Source organism: Halomonas sp. SpR8 (assembly GCF_031010195.1).
Taxonomy (GTDB): domain Bacteria; phylum Pseudomonadota; class Gammaproteobacteria; order Pseudomonadales; family Halomonadaceae; genus Vreelandella.
This window is the reverse complement of sequence record NZ_JAUAMC010000003.1, coordinates 312,325-339,157: the sequence shown is the minus strand read 5'-3', so window position 1 is coordinate 339,157 and position 26,833 is coordinate 312,325. Positions and strand designations below refer to the sequence as shown.

Here is a 26,833-nt window from a genome sequence, read left to right as displayed (position 1 = left end):
GTGAACCTGTTAGGCTAGCACAGTTGGCATAGAGGCGGTGGTCGTGGGGTTAATTGGCTAGATTGTTAACTGGTTGACCATCCATATAAGCGAGCAGGTTGCTAAAGGCGTCGCCAAAATAGAGCTCGTAGCTATCTTTTTCCACATAGCCAAGATGTGGCGTCGCGAGGAGATTGGGCAGTTCCAGCAGTGAGTTTTCAAGCAGCGGTTCAGCATCGAATACGTCTACCGCCGCCTGGCCTGGGCGACCGACTTTCAGCGCCTGCTCCAGCGCGCCAAGTGCAATGAGTTGAGAGCGACTGGTATTCACCAGTAGGGACGTTGGCTTCATGGTGGCGAGTGACTCAGCGCTGACAATACCGCGGGTATCGTCGTTCAAGCGCAAGTGTAGGCTGAGCACATCCGCACGCTCGAATAAATCTGCCTGGTTTTGGCCACCTCTATTCCAGCATCGGCAGCGCGCTGGCGGGTGCCTTCTCGGCCCCACACCAATACCCTCATTTCAAATGCCTGGCCATAGCGCGCCACCAAACTACCGATTTTTCCGTAACCGAAAATGCCCAAGGTGCGGCCTTTCAGGCCCGTGCCTAAAGTGCGCTGCCAACGGCCTGCTTTAAGATTCTCAACTTCCGCCGGTATATGACGCATGGCGGCAAGAATCAAGCCCCAGGTTAATTCTGCCGCGGCGTAGGGTGAGCCAGTGCCTGTCATTACCGTGATACCCAATCGGCGACAGGCTGCTATATCCACATGCGCCGCACCGCCCCCGGTCTGACTGATCACTTTCAGGTTAGGTAAACGCTCAAGCAGGGCCTCCGTGATAGGGGTGCGTTCACGAATAAGCACTAACGCCTCGGCCTCCTGAAAACTCGCACTCAGCGCATCCAGGTCGGTAAGCGTATCGTGGTAAATCGTTACATCGTGGCCTTCTAGCTGTTTGAAAGCGTCTAAATGGCGCACGCAGTCCTGATAATCATCGGGAATAACAATCTTCATTAAAAGGGATCCTCAAACGGGCCGCATCGATAATGGTAAAACAGAGCGTCGTGGGCTTTGCTGTTATAAAGTGATACTAACCTGAAAACTTGCCACCAAGGAGCCATCAATGAGTGATTATCTAATGGATGAGGAACCGCTAAGCTCTGGGGTTATATACCGGCTGCTATCCGGCAGCGTTTGCCCCCGGCCAATTGCCTGGGTGTCTACCCAGGATAAGCAGGGAAATGCCAATTTGGCACCGTTTTCCTTCTTTAACGTGGCCAGTGTGAATCCGCCGGTGCTGGCCTTTTCGCCATTACGCAATGGCAGTGGCGAACTTAAAGACACGGTGCGCAATTTATATGAAGTAGCTGAATGTGTTGTGCATGTGGGCAGCGAAGGGTTAATTGAAGCTCTCAATACCACCAGCGCTAGCTTGCCACCTGGCGAGGATGAGTTTACCTTGGCGGGATTGGATAAAGCTGAGATGACAGGCGTTAGCGTGCCCCGGATTGCAAGCGCCCCCATCGCATTCGGCTGCAAGCTATACGACATGATTCGCTTTGGCGACCAACCGCTGGCAGGCACGTTAGTGCTGGCTCAGGTGGTATCCATCCATATCGATGACACCCTGTGGGACGGTCGCCATGTGGATATGGATCTTCTCAAGCCCATTGGCCGTCTAGCAGGCAGCGATTACATCCGCATTAGCGATCGGTTTGCCATTGAACGCCCCGCTTAAGAGTTTTAACGAATTATTAAGTGTAGTGACTTGTGCATTCATATTCGCAACCACCTGAGCTGTAATTTAGCAAAGGTTATCGTGTTGTAGTAATCGCCTACTACCCACTGACAAAAGGCGCTTGCTAGTCTTATTTAACACGCCCCGCGTGTGCTCAAACACTCGACCAATAAGCATAAGATAAATAATCAAGAGGAGCACTGAGATGAGCAGCAAGCGTATTTTAATGATTACCGGCGATTTCACTGAGGATTATGAAACCATGGTGCCGTTTCAGGCACTTATGGCTGTCGGCCACCTTGTCGATGCTGTTTGCCCAGGAAAAGTCTCGGGCGACACTGTGGCAACGGCGATTCATGATTTCGAAGGCGATCAAACCTATTCTGAAAAGCCCGGCCACCGCTTTGCACTGAACGCTGATTTCGCCAGTATTAATCCTGCCGATTACGACGCGCTGGTGGTGCCGGGAGGCCGCGCACCGGAGTATCTACGCTTGAATAAAGAGGTGCTAACCATGGTTCAGCACTTTTTTGAGACCAATAAGCCTGTGGCTGCGATTTGTCACGGCGCCCAGTTGTTAGCCGCTGCCAAAGTGCTGGAAGGCAGGCAGTGCTCTGCGTACCCTGCCTGCCAACCGGAGGTAGAGCTTGCGGGTGGTCACTTTGCCAACCTGGAAGTGACCGATGCGGTGACCGACGGTAACTTGGTCACCGCCCCCGCATGGCCTGCCCACCCGGCGTGGCTTGCCCAGTTTATGGCGCTACTGAATAAGTAAGCCCATTAGCACGGTTAACGACGGTTGCGCCCAGCACCTGCTGGGCGCACTGTGTTGTTCTAGCGAGGCAAACGGTCGCCCGCTACACTTATAGCTTGTAAGAGTACTAATATGCCGAGAGGCCGTTCTGATGTGTAAACTATTTGTTCAAGCTGACTCTGAACTGTGGCGCAGTGCTACTCACTCGCTGCGCATTGATGGGATGGTCACTAGTGTCCGGATGGAAAATTATTTCTGGCATATTCTCGAGGAGATCGCCCAGCGTGATGGAATGAACACGGCTCAAATGATTACCCGGCTGTATCACGAATCCATTGATGCCGGGCACGACTTGGGTAACTTCACCTCGTTTTTACGCGTTTGTGCGCTGCGTTATCAAGCGCTTCAATTAAGCGGCGATATTCCCATGCAGCACCAAGTGCCTATTGCCGCCCTTGATGCTGAGCAAATTTTGGCTCGTGAAAGCGGCACCAGGCCGGATCCATTGCACTAATTCAAACCCAGTCAATAAAGCTTAGCAATTAAAGTCCAGAAAGACTGTTATCTGAGTCTCGCCTCAAGCGCCGTTAGAAATGCTTCAATACGTGCAGCGTTGGTACCCACATCGCTGGCGCCAAGGCGTGACGCCGAGCGCATATCTACCTGCACGCCGTTTTCAACTTCTGTTAAGCGAATGACGACGTCATCTTGAAAGCCAAACCAGCGTGTTGTCGCAGTGGCTTCTATGTGATTGTCAGTAATTCGGGCGATGCGCCAGCCAGCCTCTTCCGCTTCTGCTTGGGCAGCCGCTAGCACCGTTTGCGGGGGGGCGTTGATGACCAATGGCCCAATGTTGGGGTATGCCGCTCGCTGCTGATTAGCGGTTGTTTCGCCGGGGTAGTCGACTGCGTTAGGCGCGGCTTCGCGCGCATCGGCCAAGGCCTCGAAGATAGGTGGGCTTTGCATGTCAGTGGTGATGTCGTGGATGGGCGGCACGGCTTGAGCACGTTGCCAGTGCTGCCACGGCACATAAAGTAGCGCGGCGGCACTAACAATAACCAGTGTCGCTACCATTGCTGGCGTAGTGCGGCGAGCAAACATACTTATGAGCAGCGCGGCCAAGCTTATTGCCATTGCGCCTCCTGCGGCATAAACGCCGTTGCGCAAGAAGTTGAACGCTTCACCTAGCGAGATAAGCTCACCGCGATAGGCTGGTCCTGCACCTGCTAGCATTAATACTGCTGCGACTAAAAAGAGTACGCTTATAGCCGCGAAGAGGCTTGGCCAACGGCCGCCACGGGGGCGCGAGGCTTCGAACTGAGATGACATATTCTCTCCTTATTGCATCGTATTCCGCTATTCTTAGCATACATACTAAGCGAATAGGATTTTTCATGACCGATAAAGCGTCAGCTATACGCCAGTTGCTTCTCCGCGTGCCGCGTGATGCTTTGCCAATGACCTATCAACAGGTAGCGGCTGCGCTGGCGTTAACGCCTCCCCGTACCATCGCCCAGGTAACTCAGGCGCTTGAGCAGTTAATGCGTGATGATGCCGCGCAGCAAAAGCCGTTTATATCGTCACTGGTGGTCAGTCGCCGGGGCGAGGGTTTGCCTGCCGTTGGCTTTTTTGAGTTAGCCGTCGCGTTAGGGCGTTTCCCTGCTGATAGCGCTGACCACGAAGCGGCTTACCAAGCTGAGTTTCAGCGCGCCCTGAATGAACGCAACAACGATCTTAAAAGCTAATATAGAAGCGACCATCAGCATTATTAGCGCTAGGTTTCGCCGCGCTGGCTCGGCACTTTACGCAGTGGATCAAGTAACGGCCCTAAACCATTGTGATCAATTTCATGCATCAAATGCAGCAATTGGCCAATCTCCCCTGAAGGGAAGCCCTCTCGGGCAAACCAGTTTAAATAGGGGCCGGGGAGGTCGGCGATAAGGCGGCCCTCATACTTGCCAAAGGGCATGGTGCGAGTCACTAACTTTTCCAGATCCTCTGGTTTCATAGCTTAAATTCCATTCGCTCTATATAAGTAAGATTGCACATTTCCGGATAGGCGTATTTTTGCTAGACTTTAGTCGACAAATAATACCCCCCTCGATGCCGGAGACATAGTGTTCCGGTGCGTACTTTCTGTATCGTCTGGGACATGACATGCAAAAACGTTTTAGCCTATTACTCTGTTCTCCGCTGTTGGCGCTGACAGCCATGCCCCTTGCCGCCGATGAGCCTGTTGATGTGGTATTGATCGGTGGCGGCATAATGAGCGCCACGCTGGGCACCTATCTGCAAGAGCTCGAGCCTGAGTGGAATATCCATCTTTATGAGCGCTTAGATCAAGTTGCCGAAGAGAGCTCTAACGCCTGGAATAACGCAGGTAGCGGGCACTCGGCCTTCATGGAACTAAATTACACGCCAGAGGTTGAGGATCAAGTTCAAATTGAGCGTGCCACTAAGGTAACTGAACAGTTCGAAGTCTCCCGTCAGTTTTGGGCTCACCAGGTAGAGGCTGGCATTCTGGGTGAGCCTGATTCGTTTATCCAAAGTGTGCCGCACATTGCAGTGGTTTGGGGAGAGGACGACGTCGACTTCTTGGGTAAGCGCTATCAGGCGATGACGCAAAACCCCCTTTATGCGGGTATGGAGTACTCTGAGGATCGCGCGGAACTGGCCGAGTGGATGCCGCTAGTGATGGCTGGGCGTGAAGATAGCGATACGCCCGTGGCAGCAACGCGCATGCAGATGGGCACCGAAGTTAACTATGGTGCGCAAACGCGCCAAATGGTTGAGTCGCTGGCGCAAAGCGACCACTTTACGCTGGGGCTTAGCAGTGAAGTGCGCGGTCTGGAGCGCAATGATGACGATACTTGGAAGGTCACCGTAGCGGATCTCGCCAACGGTGGGGAAACCACCGTGGATTCCCGCTACGTCTTTATCGGTGCGGGTGGTGCTGCGTTATTGTTGCTGCAGGAATCTGGCATTCCTGAAGCCGAAGCTTACGCAGGCTTCCCAGTAAGTGGCCAGTTCCTTTACACCACTAATCCAGACGTGGTGGCCCAGCACGACGTAAAGGCCTATGGCAAAGCAGGCGAAGGTTCTCCGCCTATGTCCGTGCCGCATTTGGATCGGCGCAACCTGGATGGTGAGCCCGCGCTATTTTTTGGCCCCTTTGCGGCGGTCTCCACCAAGTTCCTGAAAGAAGGTTCCTGGACGGATCTGTTCAGCTCGTTGACGCTGCATAACACTTGGCCGGTGGCTGAAGTTGGAATGGATAACTTTAATCTAGTGCGTTACTTGGTTGGCCAGGTACTGATGTCCGACGATGATCGCTTTGCAGCACTACAGAAGTACTACCCTGAAGCAAACCAAGATGACTGGACGCTGTGGACAGCAGGTCAGCGGGTACAAATTATTAAAGAAAATCCTGAAAAGGGTGGTGTGTTGCAGTTCGGTACCGAAGTCGTAACGTCGCAAGATGGCACCATGTCGGCACTGCTGGGCGCATCGCCGGGGGCCTCGACGGCGCCTTCCATCATGCTAAACCTGCTTGACCGCGTTTTCCCTGAACAGATGTCCAGCGCAGAGTGGCAGGAAAAGCTGACCGATATCGTGCCATCTTATGGACAGCGCTTAGCGGAGAATCCTGAATTGCTCCGTGAAATACGTGCCTTTACCGCGCAAACCTTGCAGCTAGATGAGCCCATGAACCTTGCTACCGATAGCGACGCAGAGCAGGTGAGCGAGGAGAGTGACGCGCAAGGTGAGCAGAGCGAAGAGGTAGAAAGCGATACGCCTGCAAGCGAGATGCAGGAAGAAGCTGTCACCAGCGTATAACGTTATGTTGGCCGCACTTTAACGTCGATAACTAAAACGCTACCTCTATTGTTTGAGGTAGCGTTTTTTATTGCCTTCACAACGGCTGATGATGGCTATTAAAGGCCACTCACTAGGCTATTTCGCTAATCAGTTGGGCAAGCGCCCGGGCGGGCTCGCTTAAGTGGCCACTGGTTGGATGAATCAGCCCTATGTCGCGGTGAAATGTTCGCTCGCCTAAATCAATCGCCCGCACTCCTGCTGGCCAACGTTGCTGTGCAATCGCCTGGGGCACCAGGGCAACGCCGATGCCTTTGGCGACCAGCTTCACGATGGCCTCTAGTTCATCGACTTCGCAGACCTCGCGCACGTTGCAGTGGTTATTGCGTAGGAAACGGTCTACCTGGCGACCACCAAAGGAGGCGCGGTCGTAGCGTACAAACGGCTGGTGGGCGATCAGTTCCCGCCACTGGTCGCCCTCAATATGGCGTGGCACGATTAATCGAAAGGGTTCGTGGGCAAGGGGCGTCCAGCGCAAATCGCTGTGCAGAGAAAAGGGCGGACGAATAATCACCGCCATATCCAGCTCGCCAGCGTCGACCTGATTGACCAGCTCCATGGAGAGCCCCGGTACTACGCGGGTATGGCACTCTAAAAAGGTGTGATGAAAGCGTGCAAGTATATCGGGGAGTAGTGAGCGCTGGATGGAGGCGATGGCACCTATATTGACGCGCTGTGTAGAGGACTGTTCGGATAGCGAAGCCCCTAACGTACTGTAAAGGGTTAACAAGGCGTTGGCTTGCTGCAGCGTCTCTTGTCCCCGTTGGGTCAGGATGGCCGCTCGCCCTTTGCGCTCAAATAGGTCGACCCTCAGCTCTTGCTCCAGGCGTTTCATTTGTGCGCTTACGGCAGCCTGAGTCAGGCCTATTTTATTGCCCGCCGCTGCAAAGGTGCCTTCCTGGGCGACAGCCACTAACGTCTTTAACTCACGGATCATTGATAAATCCTTTTTGTGAATTGGCCAAATAGTTATTGATTTTATTTTCCCATGCGCCGCTCTAGGATGAATACAGCGTGGTGGCATAAAAGTGTCCGCCAGTTGATAAAACTAAATAAGCAGGAGACTTGCATGAGCCTTTCACCTTTCCATCTGGCTATTCCCGTCTACGACGTAGCGCTGGCGCGGGCGTTTTATAATGATGTGTTTGGTCTGGAAGAGGGGCGTTCCAGCGAACAGTGGGTCGACTTTAATTTCTTTGGGCATCAGTTAGTGATTCATGAGCAGCCAAAAACACCGGGGCAAGAGAGTGCCCATACCAATCCGGTGGATGGACACAACGTTCCCGTGCCGCACTTTGGCGTGATCTTGGAGTGGGACGAGTGGGAAGCCCTGGCTGAGCGCTTGAAAGCGCGGGAAACGCAGTTTGTCATCGAACCTTATGTGCGTTTTAAAGGCGAAGTCGGCGAGCAAGCCACCATGTTCCTGCTCGACCCGTGCGGAAACGCCCTCGAGTTCAAGGCGTTTAAAGATATGAGCCAGGTCTTTGCAAAATAAATTTTGTAAAATAAGTCCTGCGTTAAATCTCGTTTTAAGTACTGGGCCGGTGACGAGCGGGTAATCTGCTTAAAATGAATATATGTTGAAGAGAACGAATGGCCCGCGTCCTGAAGAGGACTCGGGCCATTTTTCATACAGCCTTTCTGTTATCAGCTTCGCGTTTGTCGCGTGCTTCGTGTGGCTATTACGCCCGCTAACAGCATCAAACCTGCCAGCAGCCAAGCGGGCCAACTACCCAGCCGGGTGAAAGGTGTTAGACCCTCCATGGCGTAGAACTCGCCGGTAAGCGTTGCGGTTTCAAACTGCGGCGCGCGTTCTACAATTCGTCCATTAGGGTCGATAATGGCGGTAATGCCGTTACTGGTTGCGCGAACCACGTAGCGACCATTCTCTAGCGCGCGCAGCCGTGCCATCTGCAGGTGCTGGTGGGGGCCAATTGAAGCGCCAAACCAGGTGTCGTTAGACACCGTCATAATTACACCGCTATCTTGAGCGCGGCGGGCGACTAGCTGCGGGTAAATAATCTCATAGCAGATCGCATTGCCAATATTGACCCCAGCGGCCAGCATCGGCGTTTGCTCTGTTTTACCTTTGGTAAAGGTCGACATTGGTAAATCGAAAAAATTAATCGCCCCGCGCAGCACGCTCTCCAGCGGCAGGTACTCGCCAAAGGGCACCAGGTGCTCTTTCTGATAGCTGCCCGCTACGTCGCCTACGCCAATCACGCTATTGAAGTAGCGTTCTTGTTCGTCGCGCTGAACGATACCGGTGAGTAGGGCGACGTCAGGCGGCAGGTTCGCTTGCACCCGCTCTAACACCGGGCGGGCCTGGGTCTCCATCATTGGCAGGGCGGTTTCTGGCCAGATGATCAGGTCGACCTCATCCGCGACTTCGCGGGTGAGGTCGCTATAGGTGTTCGCGGCGACCCGCTGTCCCTCGGGCGTCCACTTTAATAGCTGCGGCAGGTTGCCTTGTAAGAGTGCCACACGGGTAGGTTCGCTTGCCGGCGTAGTCCACTGTTGGGGGAGTGCCAGGGGGATTAACCAGATAGCCGCAAGGGGGGCGAGTGTCCACCACTGGCGGCGAAGCAGCAGTTCAGCCCCAAGCGCGCCGCTAAGCGCGACCATAAGTGAGAGCAGGTAGACGCCGCCAATAGGCGCCCAGGCAGCCAACGGCGAGTCGACATAGCCAGAGCCCAACAGCAGCCAGGGAAAGCCGGTAAACAGGTAAGTCCGCAGTACTTCGCCCAGTACCCAGGCACCGGCAAAGCTGATAAACGCCAGCCGTGCCGAGGTAAAGCGCCGGTAAAGCCAAAACGTACCGGCAAAAAACAGTGCCAGAACAGTGACGAACAGGGCAGTTAGAAATACCGCTAACGGCACACCTGTATAGCCATAGTCGTGGATAGAGACATACACCCAGGAGGTACCGCTGGCGAACAGTGCCACGCCATATAACCACCCTTTCAGGGCCGCCTGGGCGGGAGTTAAGGTGTGCAGGCCAACATACAGCAAACCAATCGCCACTGGGCCCAGCCACCAAAGCTCAAAGGGGGAGGCCGTTAGGGTGGTGAAGCCGCCTGCCACCAACGCGGCAAGCAGCTGTAACAAAAACGCGGGGGGAAAACCCATAGCGATAACCTATCGTCGGTAAGGTGCGAGAGTGTGGGGGTAGTGAGCAGAGTGACAACAAGCGCCTAGGCTGACTTGTTCTCCTGATCATCATCCTCTTCGTCATCACGACGAGTGTCGCGGTAGGCTTCGAGTAGACGAATGCGCCGAGTGTCGGCATTGAGAATCACAAACCGCCAGCCGCCCAGAATGGTGTGTTCACCGCGCCGAGGCAGATGGCCAAACTGCTGCATCACCAAGCCGCCAACGGTGTCGAACTCATCGTCAGAGAACTCGGTGTTAAAGCGTTCGTTAAAGTCTTCGATAGGTGTCAGTGCGCGAATGGCAAAGCGGCCATTTTCAATTTCACGGATATCATCCTCTTCATCGGTATCGTGCTCATCTTCGATGTCGCCGACGATCTGCTCAAGAATATCTTCGATGGTGATGATGCCCGCGGTGCCGCCGTACTCATCCACTACCACCGCCATGTGATTGTGGGTATCCCGAAACTCTTTAAGCAGGCTGTTGAGCCGTTTTGATTCGGGGATAAACATCGCCGGGCGCAAGATGTCTTCGAGCTTGAAGGCATCACGCTGGACCTGGGTTTGCGAGAGTAGTGGTAACAGGTCTTTGACCAGCAGAATCCCTTTTATATCATCCAGGTTTTCGCCAATTACCGGATAGCGGGAGTGGCCGGTTTCCTGAATCAGTGGTAAATAACCATCACTGGTCTGATCGAGGGCTATGGCCGACACTTGCGAGCGCGGTATCAGCACTTCGCGAACCTGTTGGTCGCTGATCTCAAGCGCGCCTTCGATGATCATGATGGCGTCTTGATCCAGCTTCAATTTCCCTGCGGTATGGCGTAAAAACGTCATCAGCTCATCGCGTGAGCTGGGTTCGTCATTGTCTCCGGAAAGGGCGCCAAAGAGTTTCTCGAGCCAGGATTTTTGATTGGGGGTGCTCGATCGGTCTTCGCTCATGCATCAAATCTCTCGTTTGCGGGCAGACAGTTGCTATCTCATTGACTACATCGTCAGGTAGCTGTTTTATCACTCAAGTGGGGGATAGTACCAGATTCATTGTTACCTGATTTAACGCAACCGCTGACAAATGATAAAGACATAAGCGCTTAGGCGTCATCGCCATCAGGCGCGCGGGTGCCTTCAGCGTAAGGATCAGGAATGTTCAGCTCGGCTAGTAGTTCACGCTCAAACTGCTCCATCTCTTCAGCTTCTTCATTGTCAATATGATCGTAGCCCATTAAATGCAGGATGCCATGCACGACCATATGGGCGTAGTGATGCTCTAGGGGCTTACGTTGCTCGTTGGCCTCTTTTGCCACCACCGCGTGACAAATCACCAGGTCGCCGAGTAGAGGCAAATCAACCCCAGGTGGGCTCTCAAAGGGAAACGAAAGCACATTGGTGGTTTTGTCTTTACCGCGGTAGTCACGGTTTAATGCTTGGCCTTCCTGTTCATCCACAAAGCGAATAGTGACTTCGCGGCGTTGATCATCCGGATGGTGGGCAAATACGCAGCCCACCCAGTGGGTGAGCTGCGTGAGTGAGGGCAGAAGTGGTTCGTTGATCGCCGCCTGACGATCGATCACGATGTCGTTGACCGCAAGATCGCTCATCTTGAGCTATCCCATGGGCCTTCACGCGACTGCATCCGGGCGTCGCGCTCTTGCTGGCGCGCTTCGCGGCGGGCACGTTCTTCGACTTCCTGCTGGGATTCGAACATATCGTAAGCTTCGATAATGCGCTGAACTAACGGGTGGCGTACCACGTCTTTGGCGGCAAAGTGGGTGACGCCAATGCCTTGGGTGTCTTTTAATACGTCGAGCACCTGGATCAGTCCCGAGCGTTGCCCTTTAGGTAAATCTACCTGGGTCACATCGCCGGTAATCACCGCTGTGGAACCAAAGCCAATCCGGGTCAGGAACATTTTCATCTGCTCCGGTGTGGTGTTCTGGCTCTCATCCAGAATAATGTAGGAGTTATTGAGCGTACGACCACGCATATAGGCCAACGGGGCAATCTCAATCACCTGGCGCTCAATCAGTTTTGCTACCTGCTCAAAACCGATCATTTCATACAGGGCGTCGTAAAGAGGGCGCAGGTAGGGGTCGATTTTCTGGGCTAGATCGCCGGGCAGGAAGCCAAGCTTTTCACCCGCTTCAACCGCTGGGCGGACAAGTAGAATGCGGCGCACTTCCTGCTGATTGAGTGCCTCGACTGCGGCGGCAACGGCAAGGTAGGTTTTACCAGTGCCCGCAGGCCCAATGCCGAAGTTGATATCGTGTTCGCGGATGCTTGTGACATAGCGTTGCTGGTTAAGCCCGCGTGGTTTGATCATGGTACGCGGTGTGCGCATGGTCACATCGTCGCTGCTGCCGCTGCCATCTTCTTCCTCTTCCAGGGCTTCAAGCCCGGACTCTTGCAGGAACAGGTGCACGGTATCAGCCTCAAGCTCGCTCGCCGCTGTTTCGCGATAGAGGTGCTCCAACACGTTCGCCGCTGCCTTAATGCGGTTGGCGGGGCCCGCTAGTTGAAACACATTGCCACGGTTGCGCAGCGTCACATCCAGGCGGCTTTCAATCAGCTTCAAATGCTCGTCCTGCTGGCCGCAAAGGCTAGCAAGGCGCTGCGGATCATTGGGTTCAAGGCTTAAGGTGATGATGCGATTGGCCTGAGGTGTTGGCTGGCTCAAGAGTGGGGAACCCCTCGTTAGTGTGTGTATCGTTCAGCTTACTGCCCCGACCATGGTCGGGGCAATTGCCTGTGTTAATGGCGCTGCTAAGTGAACGATCAATAGCGCTCGGGAGAGGCAAGCTCACCACGCAGTGAATTGGGAAATGCTTCAGTGATGTCGACATCGACAAAGTAACCAATCAGCTCGGTGGGGTTGGCGGCACGGAAGTTAACCACGCGATTATTCTCGGTGCGCCCTGAGAGCTGGCCTGGATCACGGGGTGAAAAGCCGTTGACCAACACGCGCTGGGTGCTGCCTACCATGCGGCGGCTAATCTGGGCCGTTTGCTGAATAATCCTTTCCTGTAAAATCGCCAGACGCTGCTTCTTGACGCTTTCCGGCGTTTCATCCGGCAGGCCAGAGGCGGGGGTGCCGGGGCGTGCGGAGTAAACAAAGCTAAACGAGTGATCGAAGCCGATTTGATGAATCAGGTTCATCGTTGCTTCGAAATCCTCTTCCGTTTCGCCGGGGAAGCCAATGATGAAGTCAGAGGAGAAGCTGATATCCGGGCGATTGGCGCGGATACGCTCCATCTTCTCAACGTACTCGGCGGCCGTATGACCACGCTTCATGGCGTTGAGGATACGGTCCGAACCTGATTGCACCGGCAGGTGCAGGTGGCTCACCAGCTCGGGAATATCGGCGAAGGCATCGACCAGGCTGTCGGTAAACTCTACCGGGTGCGAGGTGGTAAAGCGGATGCGGTCGATTCCGTCCACTGCCGCCACGCAGGCAATCAGTTCGGCCAGGTCGATCTCATCGCCTAACTGGTTCTCGCCGCGGTAGGCGTTCACGTTTTGGCCGAGCAGGTTGATTTCACGCACGCCCTGGTCAGACAGATGGATAACTTCATCCATGACCGCTTCAAAGGGGCGCGAGACCTCTTCCCCGCGGGTGTAGGGCACCACGCAGAAGGTGCAGTACTTGGAGCAGCCTTCCATGATCGAGACAAATGCCGTCGCACCGTCAGAAGTGGGCTTGGGCAGGTGATCAAACTTTTCGATCTCAGGAAAAGTGACATCCACTGCGGCAATCTGATTATTGCCTCGCGCGTCCAGCATGGAAGGTACCCGGTGCAGGGTTTGCGGCCCGAATACCATGTCCACGTGGGGCGCCCGTTTACGAATCGCTTCGCCTTCCTGGCTTGCTACGCAGCCGCCAACACCAATCACTAGGTTCGGGTTGGCGTCTTTGAGTTTTTTCCAGCGTCCCAGCTGATGAAAAACTTTCTCTTGCGCTTTTTCGCGAATCGAGCAGGTGTTTAACAGAATAACATCGGCTTCACGCTCATTATCAGTGAGTTCGAGCTGGTGAGATTCGCCGAGCAGATCCGCCATACGGGAGGAGTCGTACTCGTTCATTTGGCAGCCGTGCGTTTTGATGAAGAGCTTCTTCGCCATCGGTACCTGTCATCTATGAGTCGTCGGGGGACGAGGATGAATGGAGTTCTGTCATGCGGTCGGCAGTGATGTTGCCTGGGCCGCTATCATGTATCGGGGCATTATACGGATACAGGAAACCAGCGGCTAGCGTTCATCCATAACCGATGCTTGACCCTCACGTTTCTATGGGTATACTACGCACCGTGTTTGAGCAGTTCCTCGATAGCTCAGTTGGTAGAGCAAATGACTGTTAATCATTGGGTCGCAGGTTCGAGTCCTGCTCGAGGAGCCAATCACTTGCTGACATTTATTAGCATTTGGCTTCGCTTTAAACACCACAACGTTCCTCGATAGCTCAGTTGGTAGAGCAAATGACTGTTAATCATTGGGTCGCAGGTTCGAGTCCTGCTCGAGGAGCCAAGTTGTGCTGCTGTTAGTACTTTTTAGATCGTACGTTGTTCCTCGATAGCTCAGTTGGTAGAGCAAATGACTGTTAATCATTGGGTCGCAGGTTCGAGTCCTGCTCGAGGAGCCATTCGCTTTTTACCTGTTTTATCTACTACACCTTTTTCTAAAGCACCATCTGTGCTGTCACCAGCCTGAATCGACTGTTTCCCACCCCTGTGATTGATTTATGATAACACTCATTGCCTAATGGCATTTTGGGTGATTTTTTGCGTCCAATAGTTAGGGACGTATAGACTATTTCGGTTTCTCATCGTTTAGGAAGGTGCCCGTGGGAAAAGCTGCCAGCCTGCATGCACTGCAGGTGTTCAAGTGTCTAAGTGACGAAACGCGATTAATGCTGGTGCTTTTGATTGCTAGAGAACAGTCGTTATGCGTTTGTGAAATAACCTATGCGCTAGAGGAGTCGCAGCCTAAAGTGTCGCGTCATTTGGCCCAGCTGCGCCAATGTGGGCTGCTTATCGATCAGCGGGAAGGGCAGTGGGTGCACTACCGTTTGGCGCCGCAGTTGCCTGATTGGGTGCGAGATATTATCCGTGCGGGCGCCGAAGGTAGCGCGAAGCGCTTAAGTACGCTCTCTCAACGGCTGGCTAAAATGGGAGAGAGGCCCGTGCGGCGAGCAGCGCTTTCCTGTCACTAATTTTGTGACCTTTGTTTTACTGGAAATGATACAGAACTGTCAGTGTACTCTCTTTGTGCAGGGGTATGCGAAATAACACCATGGTTCTCAAGTACGTCTTCCAACCAGTGCAAAAAGACACGCACCTTGAGGGATAGGTTGCGTCGTTTGGTGAATAGAAAGGAGAGTGGAATAGGTGGTGGTGGCGTATTCGGCAGTATTGCTTTGAGCTCGCCTCTTTCAAGAAGATGACGTACATCATAGGTGGGCACTTGAATTAAGCCCAGGCCAGACAGAGCCGCTGCGATATAGGTCTCAGCCCCGTCGACGGTAATGGCGCTACGCATTTCTATTTCTATCGGGTGCTCACCGTGCTGGAATTCCAACGTCGCGGTTGAGGCCGGAAGTCGAGGGGAGTAGTTGATCAGTAAATGAGAGTTCAGGTCATCAAGCTTCTCTGGTAACCCGTAGTGAGCCAAATAAGCGGGGCTGGCGCAAGTCACAAAATCCACTTCGCCAAGTGGGCGGCAAACAAGGTCTGAATCTTCCAGTATCCCGAGCCGCAGGACGCAGTCGACACCATCAGCGACCAGATCGACCATCCTATCGCTTGCACTTAGGTCAATAGCTAGGCTGGGGTGTTGGGCCATAAAGTCTGGTAGTGCTGGGAGGACGAGCCTACGGCCGATGCGGCTCGGAATATCGACGCGAAGTCGACCGCTTAGGCGCAGGTTGCCTTGCAAGAACATCTGTTCGGAGGCCGTCACTGCATCGACGAGATCCTGTGCCGTTTCTAGAAACCGCCTACCGTCTTGGGTTGGAACGACCTTGCGGGTGGTGCGGAACAAAAGCTGCGTTTGCAGCCTGTCTTCCAATGCTTGGATTTCCGTTGAGACAGTAGAACGTGGCATGGCCAGCGCTTCAGCCGCCCGTGTGAAGTTTCCGCTCTCCATCACTTGGATGAAGATTTGCATTTGCCTGATACGATCCATGATCCATTGCTATTGTTCGTTAATTTCGACAGATCATGTCGATATTCGCATGTTTACCCTGACCACGCAACGCGTCATCTTATCCTTAAGCCGTGATCTTGAGCGGTGACACATATTTAATGTGAGGAATGAGCGATGTCTATCAAGAGTATTGAAGGCAAGGTGGTTCTGATCGCCGGCGGTGCGAAGAACCTGGGCGGACTGTTGGCGCAAGAATTTGCAAAAGCAGGGGCTAAGGCAGTAGCAATTCATTACAACAGTGATGCAGCCCAACAGGCTGCTGAGCAAACCGTGGCTTCGATTCGGGCGGCCGGAGCCGAGGCGGTCGCATTCCAGGCTGATCTGACTAGCGCGGCAGCCATGGAAAAACTCTTTCAGGATACCGTTGCCGCAGTGGGTAGGCCCGATATTGCCATCAATACTGTCGGTATGGTGGTTAAGCAGCCAATGGCAGAAGTGACCGAAGAGGCTTTTGATCAGTCTTGTGCGGTCAATGTTAAGGCGGCGTTCTTTTTCCTGAAGGAGGCAGGTAAATACGTTAATGATCATGGCAAGATCTGTACTCTTGTGACGTCACTGCTAGGGGCTTATACCCCCTTCTACGCGGCTTATGAAGGGTTAAAGGCCCCTGTTGAGCACTTCACGCGGGCGGCATCAAAAGAGCTTGGAGATCGTGGCATTTCTGTTACTGCGATTGGGCCAGGGCCGATGGATACGCCTTTCTTCTACCCTGCTGAAGGTGAAGATGCTGTTGCCTTCCATAAGACGGCTGCGGCACTTTCGCCTTTCTCAAAAACTGGTCTGACTGATATTGAAGACATCGCCCCTTGGATCCTTTTCATGGTATCTGGTGGCTGGTGGATGACTGGTCAGACAATTCTTGTCAATGGCGGCTATACCACAAAATAAATTAGCTGGCTGACGAATATCACCGCCAGCTACCTTTTTAGATTCAAAGGAGACGTTTCATGCATACGGTTATGGTCATCCTCGCTGGATTGGTATTGTTGGCGGTTTTTGTCGTCTTCGCTCGTATTGCATCAATCCGATTCGCGCGGCTTCTGCCTGTTTATCTCGTGGTCTGGTTAATTTGTACTGGTATCAATATGTGGATTGGTGTCAGTCAGGCGGGCTACAGCGTGATGCAGGAATTGCCGTTCTTGCTGATCGTTTTCGCTGTACCTGCGGTGGTTGCTATTTTGTGGTCGCGGAGAAGCTAAGGGAAGTTGCCATGGATGGCTGCTGGCGATAATAGAGAGAAGATTTTATGACGGCAACAATTCTTCATAGGCTCGTTCCAAAGGCTGCGTTGCGTAATATTGGTTCAGGCGAGACCCCGCGGGTGACCAATGTCGAGCTTTTCTTTGATTTGGTCTATGTTTTTGCAATTATCCAGCTTTCACACTTCCTATTAGCGCACGACAACTGGGTTGGCGCGCTTGAGGCCGTTACGCTTTTCGCAGCGGCTTGGTGGGCGTGGAATTATACGTCATGGGCGACCAACTGGCTTGATCCCGATCATACCAGCGGGCGAGCTCTGATGATTGTGCTCATGGCTTGCGCACTGCTGATGGCGATTGCGATCCCGCATGCTTTCTCCTCTCGTGCAGGCCTTTTTGTGGGTGCTTATGTTGCCATGGCGCTGATACGTGCGGGCTATATGTCCATCGTTTTTCGTGGCGAACAGATGGGGCGAAACTATGCACAGCTTTGTGCATGGAGTGCGATATCGGGCGTGTTCTGGATTGCTGGCGCTCTGATCCCTAGCGCTAGATTGGAGCTGTGGATCATCGCTGTGTTAATCGACTATTCTGCGCCTTATGCTGGTTTTTGGTTACCTGGTAAAGGAGCCACGCCAATGGATAGCTGGCCCTTGCGCGGTCTACATCTTTTGGAGCGCAACCAGCAGGTCTTCATTATCGCGCTTGGTGAATCCATCCTGCTTTTGGGGGGCTTGTTAGTTAGTCAATCTTTGGAGGCTGGAGTTATCGCTGCTGCGGCTATCGGCTTTTTGTTGATTATTACACTATGGTGGATCTATTTCGTGCATCTTGCTGAGGCAGGCGAGCACAGCTTTGAGCGTGCGTCCGATCACACGCGGTTGGCTCGGGCAGGTCTGGCCTATGCCCATGGGGTGATGGTCTGTGGTGCCATCGTGGTGGCCGTGGCAATCGAGCTGATTGTTGCCCATCCGCATGATGCTATTCACGCCACAACCGCGTTGATTGCTTTCGCGGGTCCAACGATCTTTTTGATAGGGTCAGCGATGTTCCACCACACCATGGCGCAGAAAATGCCTCTCCATTATCTTGTGGCCATTGTGGCTCTGGTTGCCTGGAGTTGGCTAATGTTTGTTCTGCACATGCAAGGGCTGTGGCTTGGGGTAGGGGTTCTGGTGATCATGATTCTGCTGGCTGGTTTTGGCCATATGCGTGAGACTTGAGCAAATATAGGCCATGAGCATCTTAAAGCACACCATTCCCTTTGCTTTTCTTCCGCGTGATCCGAAGGAAGATAATCGGGCGACGACGCCGCTAGAGTTGCTTTTCGATCTCGCTGCTGTCGTTGCGATTGGGATGGTGGCACGGGGGTTAGCTCATAGTTTTATCGAAGAGCAGGTGGCTCTGGGGCTGATCAGATTTCTGTTTAGTTTCTTCATGATCTGGTGGGCATGGATGAACTATGTGTGGTTCGCTTCTGCCTACTATAACCATTCTGGGGTGTTTCAGTTACTGACCATGGTTGCCATGTTCGGCCTGTTGATAGTTGCCGCAGGAGTTGAAATGCTCTTCTCAGGCGAGCGGATATGGCTCGTCTTGGCGGGCTTTATAGTGCTGCGGCTGGCCATGATTTTTTTCTGGTTAGGAGCAGCGCAGGGCGACCCTCTTAGGCGAAGGACAGGGAGGCGCTATGCGGCCGGTCTCTTTATCATGCAGTTATTCTGGTTGGTCGTTGTTGCAGTGGTTCCTCCAGGCTCTATTCTTTATTTGCCGTTGTTCCTGCTCGGGGCTGCCGGAGAGCTGGCGGTGCCCGCCTTGGCTGAATGGAAAATCGGGACTCCTTGGCATCGGGGGCATATTATCTCCCGCTATGCTCGGCTGAACCTGATCGTTTTGGGCCAGTGTTTTATAGCGATCGTTCTGGCGATGAAGGGTAGCCCTGGTATGATTTTTCCTGAGTGGGGCATGCTAGGGCAGGCGCTGCTCTTCGCTATTGTTGGGTTTTCGATGTGGAGCTTTTATTTTACGCATGAAGAACATTTAGGTAGCGATGATCTGCGGAGGGCGCTCCTGTGGGGATACGGACATTTCGCGGTATTTGGCGCCGCAGCGATGGCAGGGGCTGGTATGCAGGTAGTGCTCGCCACTGACGCCTACGCTGCTACACCTGTGGTGCTACCTATAGCGGTTTATTGCGCTACGCTTTGGCTTATTCGGGACCGGTACTGCCGGATTGGGATGGGGCGCTGGACCTTGCTGGTAACCGCGCTGGTTCTAGCGATTGTTGGCTCTATGCCATTGGCGGGATTCAACCTTGTGGCAGTAGCGCTTGTGTTAGCAGGGGCGGTCTTCATTCATCAGTGGTATGTGCCAGCCCTTTCTGGGCCAGCACATTGATGGAGCCTTTTGCTTGATTGGTCGCTCTGATTAGTATCTCGCCATACGCTGTGCACTTTGTAGGTGGGCGTAGTCGAGCAGGATTTCAGTCGATTCAAGCACATAAGCGCGATCGACGGCCAGTGCTTCATCTTCTCCTTTTTCGTCTTCACTGTCTTGCGTGGTTTCTTCGCCTTCTACCCCTTCGGGTACTCCATCAGTGCCCTCTGATCGGGCGTCCATCCATTCGTCCAGCTCTTCTAGGCCCAGCGCACGACGGCGTTGGTTTTCCAAGGATAGCTGTTCCGCTTCTTGAGCTTCCATTTCACGCTTCCGCTGTTCGCGATTTAGGCTCACGCTGGTGTGCTGTTCACGTAACTGGCGCGCCAGGGTTGACTGGCGCTCCAGATAGCGGAAGTTGGGATTGTTCTCGGCGCGCGCATCGTGGTGGGCAATAAGTTTGTCCAGCACTGTTTCCGGCTCGCCGTAGCGGCGATACTGAACATTTTGAACGGTATCCCACTCTAGCGCGTTATCCAGGCTGCTTTCACCGATGCGCTCGGGATCAATCAGGCTGGGAAAGTGGATATCCGGCTCAACGCCACGGTTCTGGGTGCTGTCACCAGAGATGCGATAGAACTTGGCGCGGGTCAGTTTAATCTGCCCATGGCTGAGCTCGTTAAGTGTCTGGACGGTGCCTTTACCGAAGGTCGGTGTGCCTAGCACTAGGCCACGACCGTAGTCTTGAATAGCGCCGGCGAAAATTTCTGAGGCGGAGGCGGAGAGACGGTTCACCAATACGCCTAACGGGCCGTCATAGAGCGTACCCGCTTCGCTGTCGCCATAAAGCTGGATGCGGCCCTGGGCATCGCGTACTTGTACTGTAGGGCCGCGATCAATAAACAAGCCAATCAGCGAGTTGGCTTCCTGCAGCGCGCCGCCGCCGTTGTTACGTAAATCCAGTACGATGCCTTCCACACCTTCTTCTTTAAGGCTTTCTATTTCCTTGGCAACATCACGTGTGGTGCTGCGATACTCCTCTTCGCCTGCTTGCCAGGCGTCAAAATCGACATAAAACGTTGGTACATTAATTACCCCAAGACGATGCGGTTCGCCGTCGCGTTCAACTTCAATCACTTCGCTGTGGGCGGCTTGGTCTTCAAGGCTGACGGTGTCGCGAGTGATCTCAACGGTCTGCGAGCGAGTCATATCGACCGCTTGAGCAGGTACTACATCCAGCCGGACGATGGAGCCTTTAGGGCCACGAATCAGATCCACGACGTTATCCAGACGCATGCCGACCACATTGACCATCTCGCCATCTTCTTGCCCCACGGCGATGATCCGGTCAGCAGGTTCCAATACCCCGGCACGTTCCGCCGGGCCGCCGGGGACTAAGCTGGAAACTTTTACGTACTCGCCGTCCGATTGCAGCAGGGCACCAATGCCTTCAAGGGAGAGGCTCATCTGGATATCAAACGATTCTCCCTGGCGCGGGGAGAGATAGCCGGTGTGCGGATCAATGCTGCTGGTAACGGCTGCCATCAACACGCCAAACACGTCTTCAGACTCAGTTTGCTCCAGCCGCGTCAGTTGGCCTTCGTAGCGCTGGCGCAGATTGGTTTCAATCTGCTCGTTATCCTGGTCGGTCAGGGCGAGTGTTAGCGCGTCATTTTTAAGCCGCTTGCGCCACAACTCGTCGAGTTCGCTTTGTCGGGTTGCCCAGGGTGCCTCTTCACGATCAATTTCCAAGCGCTCATTGCTATCAAAGTCAAAATCAAGGCCTTCATCAAGCTGCGCGAGCAGTGACTCAAGGCGGGCCCGCTGCCGGTCGCTGAAGGTGTTGTAGAGTTTAAACGCATCATCCAGCTCGCCATTGAAAAGGGCGTCTGCCATGCCCGTCTCTAAGTGGCGATAGGGCTCGATGTCGCTGCGCAGCAGGTAGGCGCGCTGGCCGTCCAGAATGTCCAGGTAGCGTTGGAAAGCGTCCTGCGACCACGCGTCGTCAAAAGTAATATCAGCATAGTGGCCGTAGCGGAGCGAATCCGCAATTTCCACTGCCGCCTGGCGTTGTTCATCGGTCGGTTCAAGTTGCGCGAAGGCGGCTGGGCTGGTAACAACCAGCATGACAGCCAGGGCGACCGAACGCGAAAGCGTTGCAAACAAGCTCATCAGTCAAGCTCTCCCGGATTTGTGTACACTCATTCTTCCCTAGACCCGCATATGACCCATGAGTTGTGTAGGTCGAGGGAGTATTGTAGCAGGTCACCTGCGCGATGAGACTCAATCATTACTGTTACGAGGAATTCCATGTCCGAGACTTTCAACGCTGAACGTTTAACGCGTCTATGCGATTTTCTGCGCCAATCGCCGACCCCGTGGCACGCCGCGCTTAATATGGCCGCGCGGTTAGAGCAAGCCGGTTTTCAGCGGCTGGAAGAGACGGCGAACTGGCAGCTTACCCCAGGAAAACGCTACTACGTTACCCGTAATGATTCAGCGATTATCGCGTTTCAGTTGCCGGCGTCTGAATTAGCAGCACTACGCATGATCGGTGCCCACACCGATAGCCCTGGGCTACACTTAAAGCCCAATGCGGCTCAGCACTCAGCTGGCTGGCTTCAGTTAGGTGTGCAGGTATATGGCGGTGTTTTATTGGCACCGTGGTTTGATCGTGACCTGGGGTTGGCAGGGCGGGTGCATGTGCGCCATGCCGATGGCCGCTTAGAGAGCGTGCTGCTCAATGTCGACCGGGCGATTGCCATGGTGCCGAGCTTGGCGATTCACCTTGATCGTGACGTGAACAGTGGCCGTCAGATTAACCCGCAGGCGCAAATGGCGCCGGTGTTGATGCAGAGCGAGGCGGCGACGTTGGCCGACTTGGTGACGCAGTGGTTAAAAGAGCAGCACAGCCTGGATGGCGTTGAAGTGGTGGATTTCGAGTTGGGCTTTTACGATGTTCAGCCCCCATCACTGGTTGGCGTCAAGCAAGAGCTGGTGGCGAGCGCCCGGTTAGATAACCTGCTTTCCTGCTTCATTGGTTTGGAAGCGCTGTTGGATTGCGATGGCAGCCAAGGCGCTTTGCTGGTCGCTAATGACCATGAGGAGGTCGGCAGTGCCAGCGCTTGCGGTGCCCAAGGGCCGTTTTTGGCAGATGTGTTAAAGCGCATCAATAGCCAGGTAGGCGGCAAAGGCGGTAAAAAGGGCAGTGAGGAGTCGCTGATTCAACTGATTCAGTCGTCGCTGATGATCTCGTGTGACAACGCTCATGCGCTGCACCCTAATTTTCGCGATAAGCACGATGAGCGCCACGGTCCGGCGATAAACGGCGGTCCGGTGATCAAGATAAATGCTAGCCAGCGCTATGCCACCAATAGCGTCACGGGCGCGCTGTTTCGCGATGTGTGCCGCGAAGCGGACGTGCCAGTGCAGTCGTTTGTGACGCGGGCAGATATGGGCTGCGGAAGCACGATTGGCCCGATTACTGCGACGGAGTTAGGCGTGCCGACTATTGACGTCGGGGTTCCCCAGTGGGCGATGCACTCGATTCGGGAGACAGCGGGTTCGAGAGATGTCGATTACCTGACCCGCGCGCTAACGCTGTTTTTAAACCGTCCTTCCTTGAGTTAGCGGTAAATGATTTAGAAACGAAAAAGCCCGCTGACAGCGTCAGCGGGCTTTTCAATAAGCTTTGGTGGCTACGCCCTGATTTGAACAGGGGACCCCATCATTATGAGTGATGTGCTCTAACCAGCTGAGCTACGTAGCCTTTCAACGGGGGCGAATGATACTGACAAAGGCCCCAGTGGTCAATGTTTTATTGCCGTCTATGCATAAGCAGCAGCTTACACATTAAAGCGAAAATGAACTACATCGCCGTCTTTAACAATGTACTCCTTGCCCTCCAAGCGCCACTTGCCGGCATCTTTAGCGCCTTGCTCGCCATTTAGCGAGACAAAATCGTCATAGGCCACGACTTCAGCGCGGATAAAGCCTTTCTGGAAGTCGGTATGGATAACACCTGCTGCTTCAGGAGCGGTCGCGCCCTCTTTGACTGTCCAAGCGCGAACTTCTTTAACACCGGCGGTGAAGTAGGTTTGCAGACCCAGCAGTGAATAACCTGCACGAATAACGCGATCAAGGCCGGGCTCTTCCATGCCCATCTCGCTTAAGAACATGGAGCGCTCTTCGTCGTCTAGCTCAGCGATTTCGGCTTCCAACTGATTACACACCGGCACTACTAGCGCGCCTTCCTCGGCGGCGATTTCATTAACAATATCCAGGTAAGGATTGTTCTCGAAACCGTCTTCATTGACGTTAGCGATGTACATGGTCGGCTTCAAGGTTAAAAAGCCAAAGCTCTTGACCTGACGTTGCTCTTCTTCGCTCAGGCCAAAGCTACGCAGCGGCAGACCTTCCGCAACGTGGGGCTGAATACGATCAAGAATAGCCTTAGTCGCAATGGCATCTTTATCGCCGCCTTTAACCGAGCGAACTAGGCGCTGGCTGGCTTTTTCGACGGTATCGAGGTCAGCCAGTGCCAATTCTAAATTGATCGTTTCGATATCGGCGCGCGGGTCGACCTGATTGGCAACATGGATAACGTTGTCGTTATCGAAGCAGCGCACCACATGAGCAATTGCCTGGGTTTCGCGAATGTTGGCCAGGAACTTATTGCCTAAGCCTTCGCCTTTGGAAGCTCCCGCCACCAAGCCGGCAATGTCGACGAACTCCATGGTGGTCGGCAACACTTTTTGCGGCTTGACGATCTCAGCGAGCTTATCGAGGCGCGGATCGGGCATCGGGACGATACCAACGTTCGGTTCGATGGTGCAGAAGGGGAAGTTTTCTGCATCTATGCCCGACTTCGTCAGTGCATTAAAGAGTGTGGACTTGCCGACGTTAGGCAGGCCGACGATGCCGCAATTGAAACCCATAAAATGTTCCTGAGAATAAGGTGGTAGGCGTGAAATAACCGCCATTCTACGAGATGTGCTAGACGTCAGCTACCGGCGTCATTAGCCAGTGCTGGACGGCCTCTATTCTGGCTTCAGGCTGTGTAACTGATTCATGGCTTTGGCCCAGTTGCCTGCAAGTGCTAGCGGCAGCGTCACGACGCACTCATCCAGGGCGCGAACGATGGCCTCTTGATCGGTTTTGCCAGGCCGGCCTAATACATAATTGGTCACTTGGCGCGCCTCACCAGGGTGGCCAATGCCGATCCGTAGGCGATGGAACTGTTTTTGATCGCCTAGTGCGCTGATAATGTCGCGTAGTCCATTATGACCACCGTGACCGCCGCCGGTTTTATAGCGTGCCTGGCCGGGGGGGAGGTCAAGCTCATCGTGGGCGACCAGCAAATTTTCGGGTGTCAGCTTGAAGAACTGAGCGAGCGCTGCGACCGCAGCGCCACTGCGATTCATAAAGGTGGCGGGGTTGAGTAAGTGTAGTTCGTGGTCGCCTAGGCGCACTTTGGCGTAGTGGCCGAAAAACTTCTTTTCCGGACGCAGCTCGGTATGGGCGCTGCGCGCAATGGCGTCCACCAACCAGAAACCAGCGTTATGGCGCGTTGCGTCATACTCGGCACCTGGGTTACCTAATCCAATAATGGCCATGACCTGGCTCATCTTCCCACCTCACAAACAGTTTCTGGGCGACCAACATCATCCAGAAGATATGGTCGACGTTGCTTCAGCGCTGGACGCAAAAAAAATCAAGCGCCGAGGCGCTTGATTTTAACATCATTCTAGCAACACAAGAGCCATGTAGGCGTGGCTCCGTTAGTAGGATGCTTAGCAGCGTGATTACTCGGCGCTGGAATCTTCTTCACCTTCACCTTTGTTTTCGCTTTCGCTGTCACCGTCTTCATCTTCTTCAAGACGTTCTTTCTTTTTGGTGACGCTAAGAATGGCGTTGTCGTGCTCTTCGCCGTGGGACAGGTCAACAGACGTGACGCCGGCCGGCAGGGTGAGATCAGACAGGTGCAGAGTGGTGCCAAGTTCAACAGCAGAGATGTCAATTTCCAAATAGTCAGGCAGGTCTTTCGGCAAGCAGCTGATCGCAACTTCGTTGGCCAGTACGTGCAGTTCACCACCTTGATCTTTGATGCCGACACACGCCTCTTCGCCGGTCACGTGCAGCGGTACGTTCATGGTGATTTCGTGGGTTGCATCAACGCGCAGAAAGTCGGCGTGGGTCAGCAGCGGCTTGAACGGGTGACGCTGCAGATCACGGACAACCACTTGCTCTTCTTTACCTTCGATCATCAGTTTGATGACCGAGGAGAAGAAGGATTCGTCTTCAATCGCTTTGTAGAAAGCGGTTTTTTCTACAGAGATAGACTGTGCGCCTTTCTCGCCACCGTATACCACGGCAGGTACTTGCTGGTTCGCACGACGCAGGCGGCGGCTCGCACCTTTCCCCAGGTCGTTACGAACGCTGGCTTTCAAGATAAAATCAGACATGGAATTGCCTCTTAGTTTAAGTAAGGAAGACGCCGCCGACCGCGACCAGACAGGCGACGTTTCCAGGGCCCCAAAAGGGGGGCTATATCGTCAGGCGTTTAATGGAACATCGCGCTGACAGATTCTTCGTTGCTAACCCTGCGAATCGCTTCCGCGATCAGGCCGGCAACGCTCAACTGGCGAATTTTTCCGCTACGGCGTGCAACGTCAGATAGCGGGATGGTGTCGGTCACCACCACTTCATCCAGTACGGAGTTGGTAATGTTGTCGACCGCCGGGCCCGAAAGAATCGGGTGAGTCGCATAGGCCACTACGCGCTTGGCGCCGTGCTCTTTTAGCGCTTCACCGGCTTTGCACAAGGTGCCAGCGGTATCGATCATGTCGTCGACCACGACACAGGTTCTACCTTCAATTTCACCGATAATATGCATCACCTGGGCTTGGTTAGCCTGGGGGCGACGCTTATCAATAATGGCTAGATCGGCATTTAGCTGTTTGGCGATAGCGCGAGCACGCACCACACCGCCAACGTCAGGGGAAACGACGACAAGGTCGCTGTAGTTCTGACGTTCAATATCATCCAGCAGAATGGGGGAGCCGTAGACGTTGTCGACAGGGACATCAAAGAAGCCTTGGATCTGATCGGCGTGTAGATCCATAGTCATCACGCGGTCAACGCCCGCTTTCACCATCATGTCGGCAACGACTTTGGCGGAGATGGGGACGCGTGCGGAACGCACTCGGCGATCCTGCCGTGCATAGCCAAAATACGGCAATACGGCAGTAATACGAGCTGCCGAGGCGCGCCGCAAGGCGTCGACCATCAGGATCAGCTCCATTAAATTGTCGTTTGTCGGTGCACAGGTGGACTGCAGGATGAAGACATCCTTACCGCGCACGTTCTCATTGATCTCGACTGCGATTTCGCCGTCGCTGAATTGACCTACCGTAGCGTTACCCATACGGCTGTCTAAGCTTTCGGCAATTTTTTGAGCGAGTGCCGGATTAGCATTCCCGGCGAAAACCATCAATTTTGACACGTGCAGCCACCTTTGCAGTGTTGAGAATCAGGGGAGAAAACGCAGGTCATACGTAGG

At 54.0% G+C, this 26,833-nt stretch carries 26 protein-coding genes, 4 tRNA genes and 1 pseudogene; 15 read left to right on the top strand and 16 right to left on the bottom strand.

The window, feature by feature from the left end; all coding sequences use genetic code 11:
- Nucleotides 1-49: 49 nt before the first annotated feature.
- Nucleotides 50-996, bottom strand: a pseudogene (locus tag QT230_RS08165) (D-2-hydroxyacid dehydrogenase family protein).
- Nucleotides 997-1,105: 109 nt separating this feature from the next.
- On the opposite strand from QT230_RS08165, the gene QT230_RS08160 reads away from it, so the two are divergent.
- From QT230_RS08160 to QT230_RS08150, 3 genes are all read left to right on the top strand, one after another.
- Complete coding sequence (locus QT230_RS08160) at nucleotides 1,106-1,720, top strand: flavin reductase family protein (RefSeq protein WP_308321114.1); 615 nt, start codon at nucleotides 1,106-1,108, stop codon at nucleotides 1,718-1,720.
- A gap of 205 nt (nucleotides 1,721-1,925) precedes the next feature.
- The gene (locus QT230_RS08155) at nucleotides 1,926-2,495 is read left to right on the top strand and encodes a DJ-1/PfpI family protein (RefSeq protein ID WP_308321113.1); all 570 of its coding nucleotides are present in this window, start codon (nucleotides 1,926-1,928) and stop codon (nucleotides 2,493-2,495) included.
- A gap of 130 nt (nucleotides 2,496-2,625) precedes the next feature.
- On the top strand, nucleotides 2,626-2,988 hold the full coding sequence (locus QT230_RS08150) for a ribbon-helix-helix domain-containing protein (RefSeq protein WP_308321111.1): 363 nt from the start codon (nucleotides 2,626-2,628) through the stop codon (nucleotides 2,986-2,988).
- Nucleotides 2,989-3,035: 47 nt separating this feature from the next.
- Here the strand turns inward: QT230_RS08150 and QT230_RS08145 are convergent, their stop codons facing one another.
- The gene (locus tag QT230_RS08145) at nucleotides 3,036-3,803 is read right to left on the bottom strand and encodes a DUF1499 domain-containing protein (protein ID WP_308321110.1); all 768 of its coding nucleotides are present in this window, start codon (nucleotides 3,801-3,803) and stop codon (nucleotides 3,036-3,038) included.
- Nucleotides 3,804-3,868: 65 nt separating this feature from the next.
- Here QT230_RS08145 and QT230_RS08140 point away from each other — a divergent pair, with 65 nt between their 5' ends.
- On the top strand, nucleotides 3,869-4,219 hold the full coding sequence (locus QT230_RS08140) for a hypothetical protein (RefSeq protein WP_308321109.1): 351 nt from the start codon (nucleotides 3,869-3,871) through the stop codon (nucleotides 4,217-4,219).
- A 29-nt stretch (nucleotides 4,220-4,248) separates the two neighbouring features.
- Here QT230_RS08140 and QT230_RS08135 read toward each other — a convergent pair whose 3' ends face one another.
- Nucleotides 4,249-4,482, bottom strand: a complete 234-nt coding sequence (locus tag QT230_RS08135) for a DUF3820 family protein (protein WP_308321108.1) — start codon at nucleotides 4,480-4,482, stop codon at nucleotides 4,249-4,251.
- 149 nt (nucleotides 4,483-4,631) lie between these two features.
- Here QT230_RS08135 and mqo point away from each other — a divergent pair, with 149 nt between their 5' ends.
- Nucleotides 4,632-6,311, top strand: a complete 1,680-nt coding sequence (mqo, locus tag QT230_RS08130) for a malate dehydrogenase (quinone) (protein WP_308321107.1) — start codon at nucleotides 4,632-4,634, stop codon at nucleotides 6,309-6,311.
- Between the two features lie 112 nt (nucleotides 6,312-6,423).
- Here mqo and QT230_RS08125 read toward each other — a convergent pair whose 3' ends face one another.
- Nucleotides 6,424-7,287: a LysR substrate-binding domain-containing protein gene (locus QT230_RS08125; protein WP_308321106.1), complete on the bottom strand. Its 864-nt coding sequence runs from the start codon at nucleotides 7,285-7,287 to the stop codon at nucleotides 6,424-6,426.
- Between the two features lie 132 nt (nucleotides 7,288-7,419).
- On the opposite strand from QT230_RS08125, the gene QT230_RS08120 reads away from it, so the two are divergent.
- Nucleotides 7,420-7,845 (top strand): VOC family protein, encoded by a 426-nt coding sequence (locus tag QT230_RS08120; RefSeq protein ID WP_308321105.1) that lies wholly within the window; start codon nucleotides 7,420-7,422, stop codon nucleotides 7,843-7,845.
- 152 nt (nucleotides 7,846-7,997) lie between these two features.
- On the opposite strand, the gene lnt is transcribed toward QT230_RS08120, so the two are convergent.
- The 5 genes from lnt to miaB all read right to left on the bottom strand — a co-directional run bounded on the left by lnt (nucleotide 7,998) and on the right by miaB (nucleotide 13,618).
- Complete coding sequence (gene lnt, locus QT230_RS08115; protein ID WP_308321104.1) at nucleotides 7,998-9,479, bottom strand: apolipoprotein N-acyltransferase; 1,482 nt, start codon at nucleotides 9,477-9,479, stop codon at nucleotides 7,998-8,000.
- A gap of 65 nt (nucleotides 9,480-9,544) precedes the next feature.
- Nucleotides 9,545-10,444: a transporter associated domain-containing protein gene (locus QT230_RS08110; protein WP_308321103.1), complete on the bottom strand. Its 900-nt coding sequence runs from the start codon at nucleotides 10,442-10,444 to the stop codon at nucleotides 9,545-9,547.
- Between the two features lie 149 nt (nucleotides 10,445-10,593).
- Nucleotides 10,594-11,100, bottom strand: a complete 507-nt coding sequence (gene ybeY / locus QT230_RS08105) for an rRNA maturation RNase YbeY (protein ID WP_308321102.1) — start codon at nucleotides 11,098-11,100, stop codon at nucleotides 10,594-10,596.
- Nucleotides 11,097-12,176: a PhoH family protein gene (locus tag QT230_RS08100; protein ID WP_308321101.1), complete on the bottom strand. Its 1,080-nt coding sequence runs from the start codon at nucleotides 12,174-12,176 to the stop codon at nucleotides 11,097-11,099. Before QT230_RS08100 ends, ybeY begins: the two co-directional genes overlap by 4 nt.
- Nucleotides 12,177-12,274: 98 nt before the next feature.
- Complete coding sequence (gene miaB, locus QT230_RS08095) at nucleotides 12,275-13,618, bottom strand: tRNA (N6-isopentenyl adenosine(37)-C2)-methylthiotransferase MiaB (RefSeq protein ID WP_308321100.1); 1,344 nt, start codon at nucleotides 13,616-13,618, stop codon at nucleotides 12,275-12,277.
- 198 nt (nucleotides 13,619-13,816) lie between these two features.
- Here miaB and QT230_RS08090 point away from each other — a divergent pair.
- The 4 genes from QT230_RS08090 (at nucleotide 13,817) to QT230_RS08075 (ending at nucleotide 14,705) form a co-directional block, all read left to right on the top strand.
- Nucleotides 13,817-13,892: transfer RNA gene (locus QT230_RS08090), tRNA-Asn, on the top strand.
- Between the two features lie 52 nt (nucleotides 13,893-13,944).
- Nucleotides 13,945-14,020: transfer RNA gene (locus tag QT230_RS08085), tRNA-Asn, on the top strand.
- Between the two features lie 39 nt (nucleotides 14,021-14,059).
- Nucleotides 14,060-14,135, top strand: a tRNA-Asn gene (locus tag QT230_RS08080).
- A 201-nt stretch (nucleotides 14,136-14,336) separates the two neighbouring features.
- Nucleotides 14,337-14,705, top strand: a complete 369-nt coding sequence (locus QT230_RS08075; protein WP_308321099.1) for a metalloregulator ArsR/SmtB family transcription factor — start codon at nucleotides 14,337-14,339, stop codon at nucleotides 14,703-14,705.
- Here the strand turns inward: QT230_RS08075 and QT230_RS08070 are convergent.
- Entirely contained in the window at nucleotides 14,702-15,658 is a 957-nt protein-coding gene (locus QT230_RS08070) for a LysR family transcriptional regulator (RefSeq protein ID WP_308321400.1), read from the bottom strand. The two genes, QT230_RS08075 and QT230_RS08070, sit on opposite strands and share 4 nt — an antisense overlap.
- Before the next feature lie 153 nt (nucleotides 15,659-15,811).
- On the opposite strand from QT230_RS08070, the gene QT230_RS08065 reads away from it, so the two are divergent.
- Genes QT230_RS08065 through QT230_RS08050 form a run of 4 tightly spaced genes read left to right on the top strand, consistent with a single transcriptional unit; the run spans nucleotide 15,812 to nucleotide 19,293 of the window.
- Nucleotides 15,812-16,585, top strand: a complete 774-nt coding sequence (locus QT230_RS08065; protein ID WP_308321098.1) for an SDR family oxidoreductase — start codon at nucleotides 15,812-15,814, stop codon at nucleotides 16,583-16,585.
- A gap of 59 nt (nucleotides 16,586-16,644) precedes the next feature.
- Nucleotides 16,645-16,896 carry a hypothetical protein gene (locus tag QT230_RS08060; protein WP_308321097.1) on the top strand — a complete coding sequence of 84 codons (252 nt, stop codon included), beginning with the start codon at nucleotides 16,645-16,647 and terminating at the stop codon, nucleotides 16,894-16,896.
- 47 nt (nucleotides 16,897-16,943) lie between these two features.
- Nucleotides 16,944-18,119, top strand: coding sequence for a low temperature requirement protein A (locus QT230_RS08055; RefSeq protein ID WP_308321096.1), 1,176 nt, complete (start codon nucleotides 16,944-16,946; stop codon nucleotides 18,117-18,119).
- A gap of 13 nt (nucleotides 18,120-18,132) precedes the next feature.
- Complete coding sequence (locus tag QT230_RS08050) at nucleotides 18,133-19,293, top strand: low temperature requirement protein A (RefSeq protein ID WP_308321095.1); 1,161 nt, start codon at nucleotides 18,133-18,135, stop codon at nucleotides 19,291-19,293.
- A gap of 30 nt (nucleotides 19,294-19,323) precedes the next feature.
- Here QT230_RS08050 and QT230_RS08045 read toward each other — a convergent pair whose 3' ends face one another.
- Nucleotides 19,324-21,444 (bottom strand): carboxy terminal-processing peptidase, encoded by a 2,121-nt coding sequence (locus tag QT230_RS08045; RefSeq protein ID WP_308321094.1) that lies wholly within the window; start codon nucleotides 21,442-21,444, stop codon nucleotides 19,324-19,326.
- A 138-nt stretch (nucleotides 21,445-21,582) separates the two neighbouring features.
- Between QT230_RS08045 and QT230_RS08040 the strand changes: the two genes are divergently transcribed.
- The gene (locus tag QT230_RS08040; RefSeq protein WP_308321093.1) at nucleotides 21,583-22,902 is read left to right on the top strand and encodes a M18 family aminopeptidase; all 1,320 of its coding nucleotides are present in this window, start codon (nucleotides 21,583-21,585) and stop codon (nucleotides 22,900-22,902) included.
- 62 nt (nucleotides 22,903-22,964) lie between these two features.
- Here the strand turns inward: QT230_RS08040 and QT230_RS08035 are convergent.
- The 5 genes from QT230_RS08035 to QT230_RS08015 all read right to left on the bottom strand — a co-directional run bounded on the left by QT230_RS08035 (nucleotide 22,965) and on the right by QT230_RS08015 (nucleotide 26,776).
- Nucleotides 22,965-23,041: transfer RNA gene (locus QT230_RS08035), tRNA-Met, on the bottom strand.
- A 76-nt stretch (nucleotides 23,042-23,117) separates the two neighbouring features.
- Nucleotides 23,118-24,209, bottom strand: coding sequence for a redox-regulated ATPase YchF (gene ychF / locus QT230_RS08030; RefSeq protein ID WP_240717500.1), 1,092 nt, complete (start codon nucleotides 24,207-24,209; stop codon nucleotides 23,118-23,120).
- Nucleotides 24,210-24,311: 102 nt separating this feature from the next.
- Nucleotides 24,312-24,899 carry an aminoacyl-tRNA hydrolase gene (pth, locus tag QT230_RS08025; RefSeq protein ID WP_308321092.1) on the bottom strand — a complete coding sequence of 196 codons (588 nt, stop codon included), beginning with the start codon at nucleotides 24,897-24,899 and terminating at the stop codon, nucleotides 24,312-24,314.
- 177 nt (nucleotides 24,900-25,076) lie between these two features.
- Nucleotides 25,077-25,736, bottom strand: coding sequence for a 50S ribosomal protein L25/general stress protein Ctc (locus QT230_RS08020; RefSeq protein ID WP_308321091.1), 660 nt, complete (start codon nucleotides 25,734-25,736; stop codon nucleotides 25,077-25,079).
- A 98-nt stretch (nucleotides 25,737-25,834) separates the two neighbouring features.
- Nucleotides 25,835-26,776, bottom strand: a complete 942-nt coding sequence (locus QT230_RS08015; protein WP_308321090.1) for a ribose-phosphate pyrophosphokinase — start codon at nucleotides 26,774-26,776, stop codon at nucleotides 25,835-25,837.
- Between the last annotated feature and the right edge of the window lie 57 nt (nucleotides 26,777-26,833).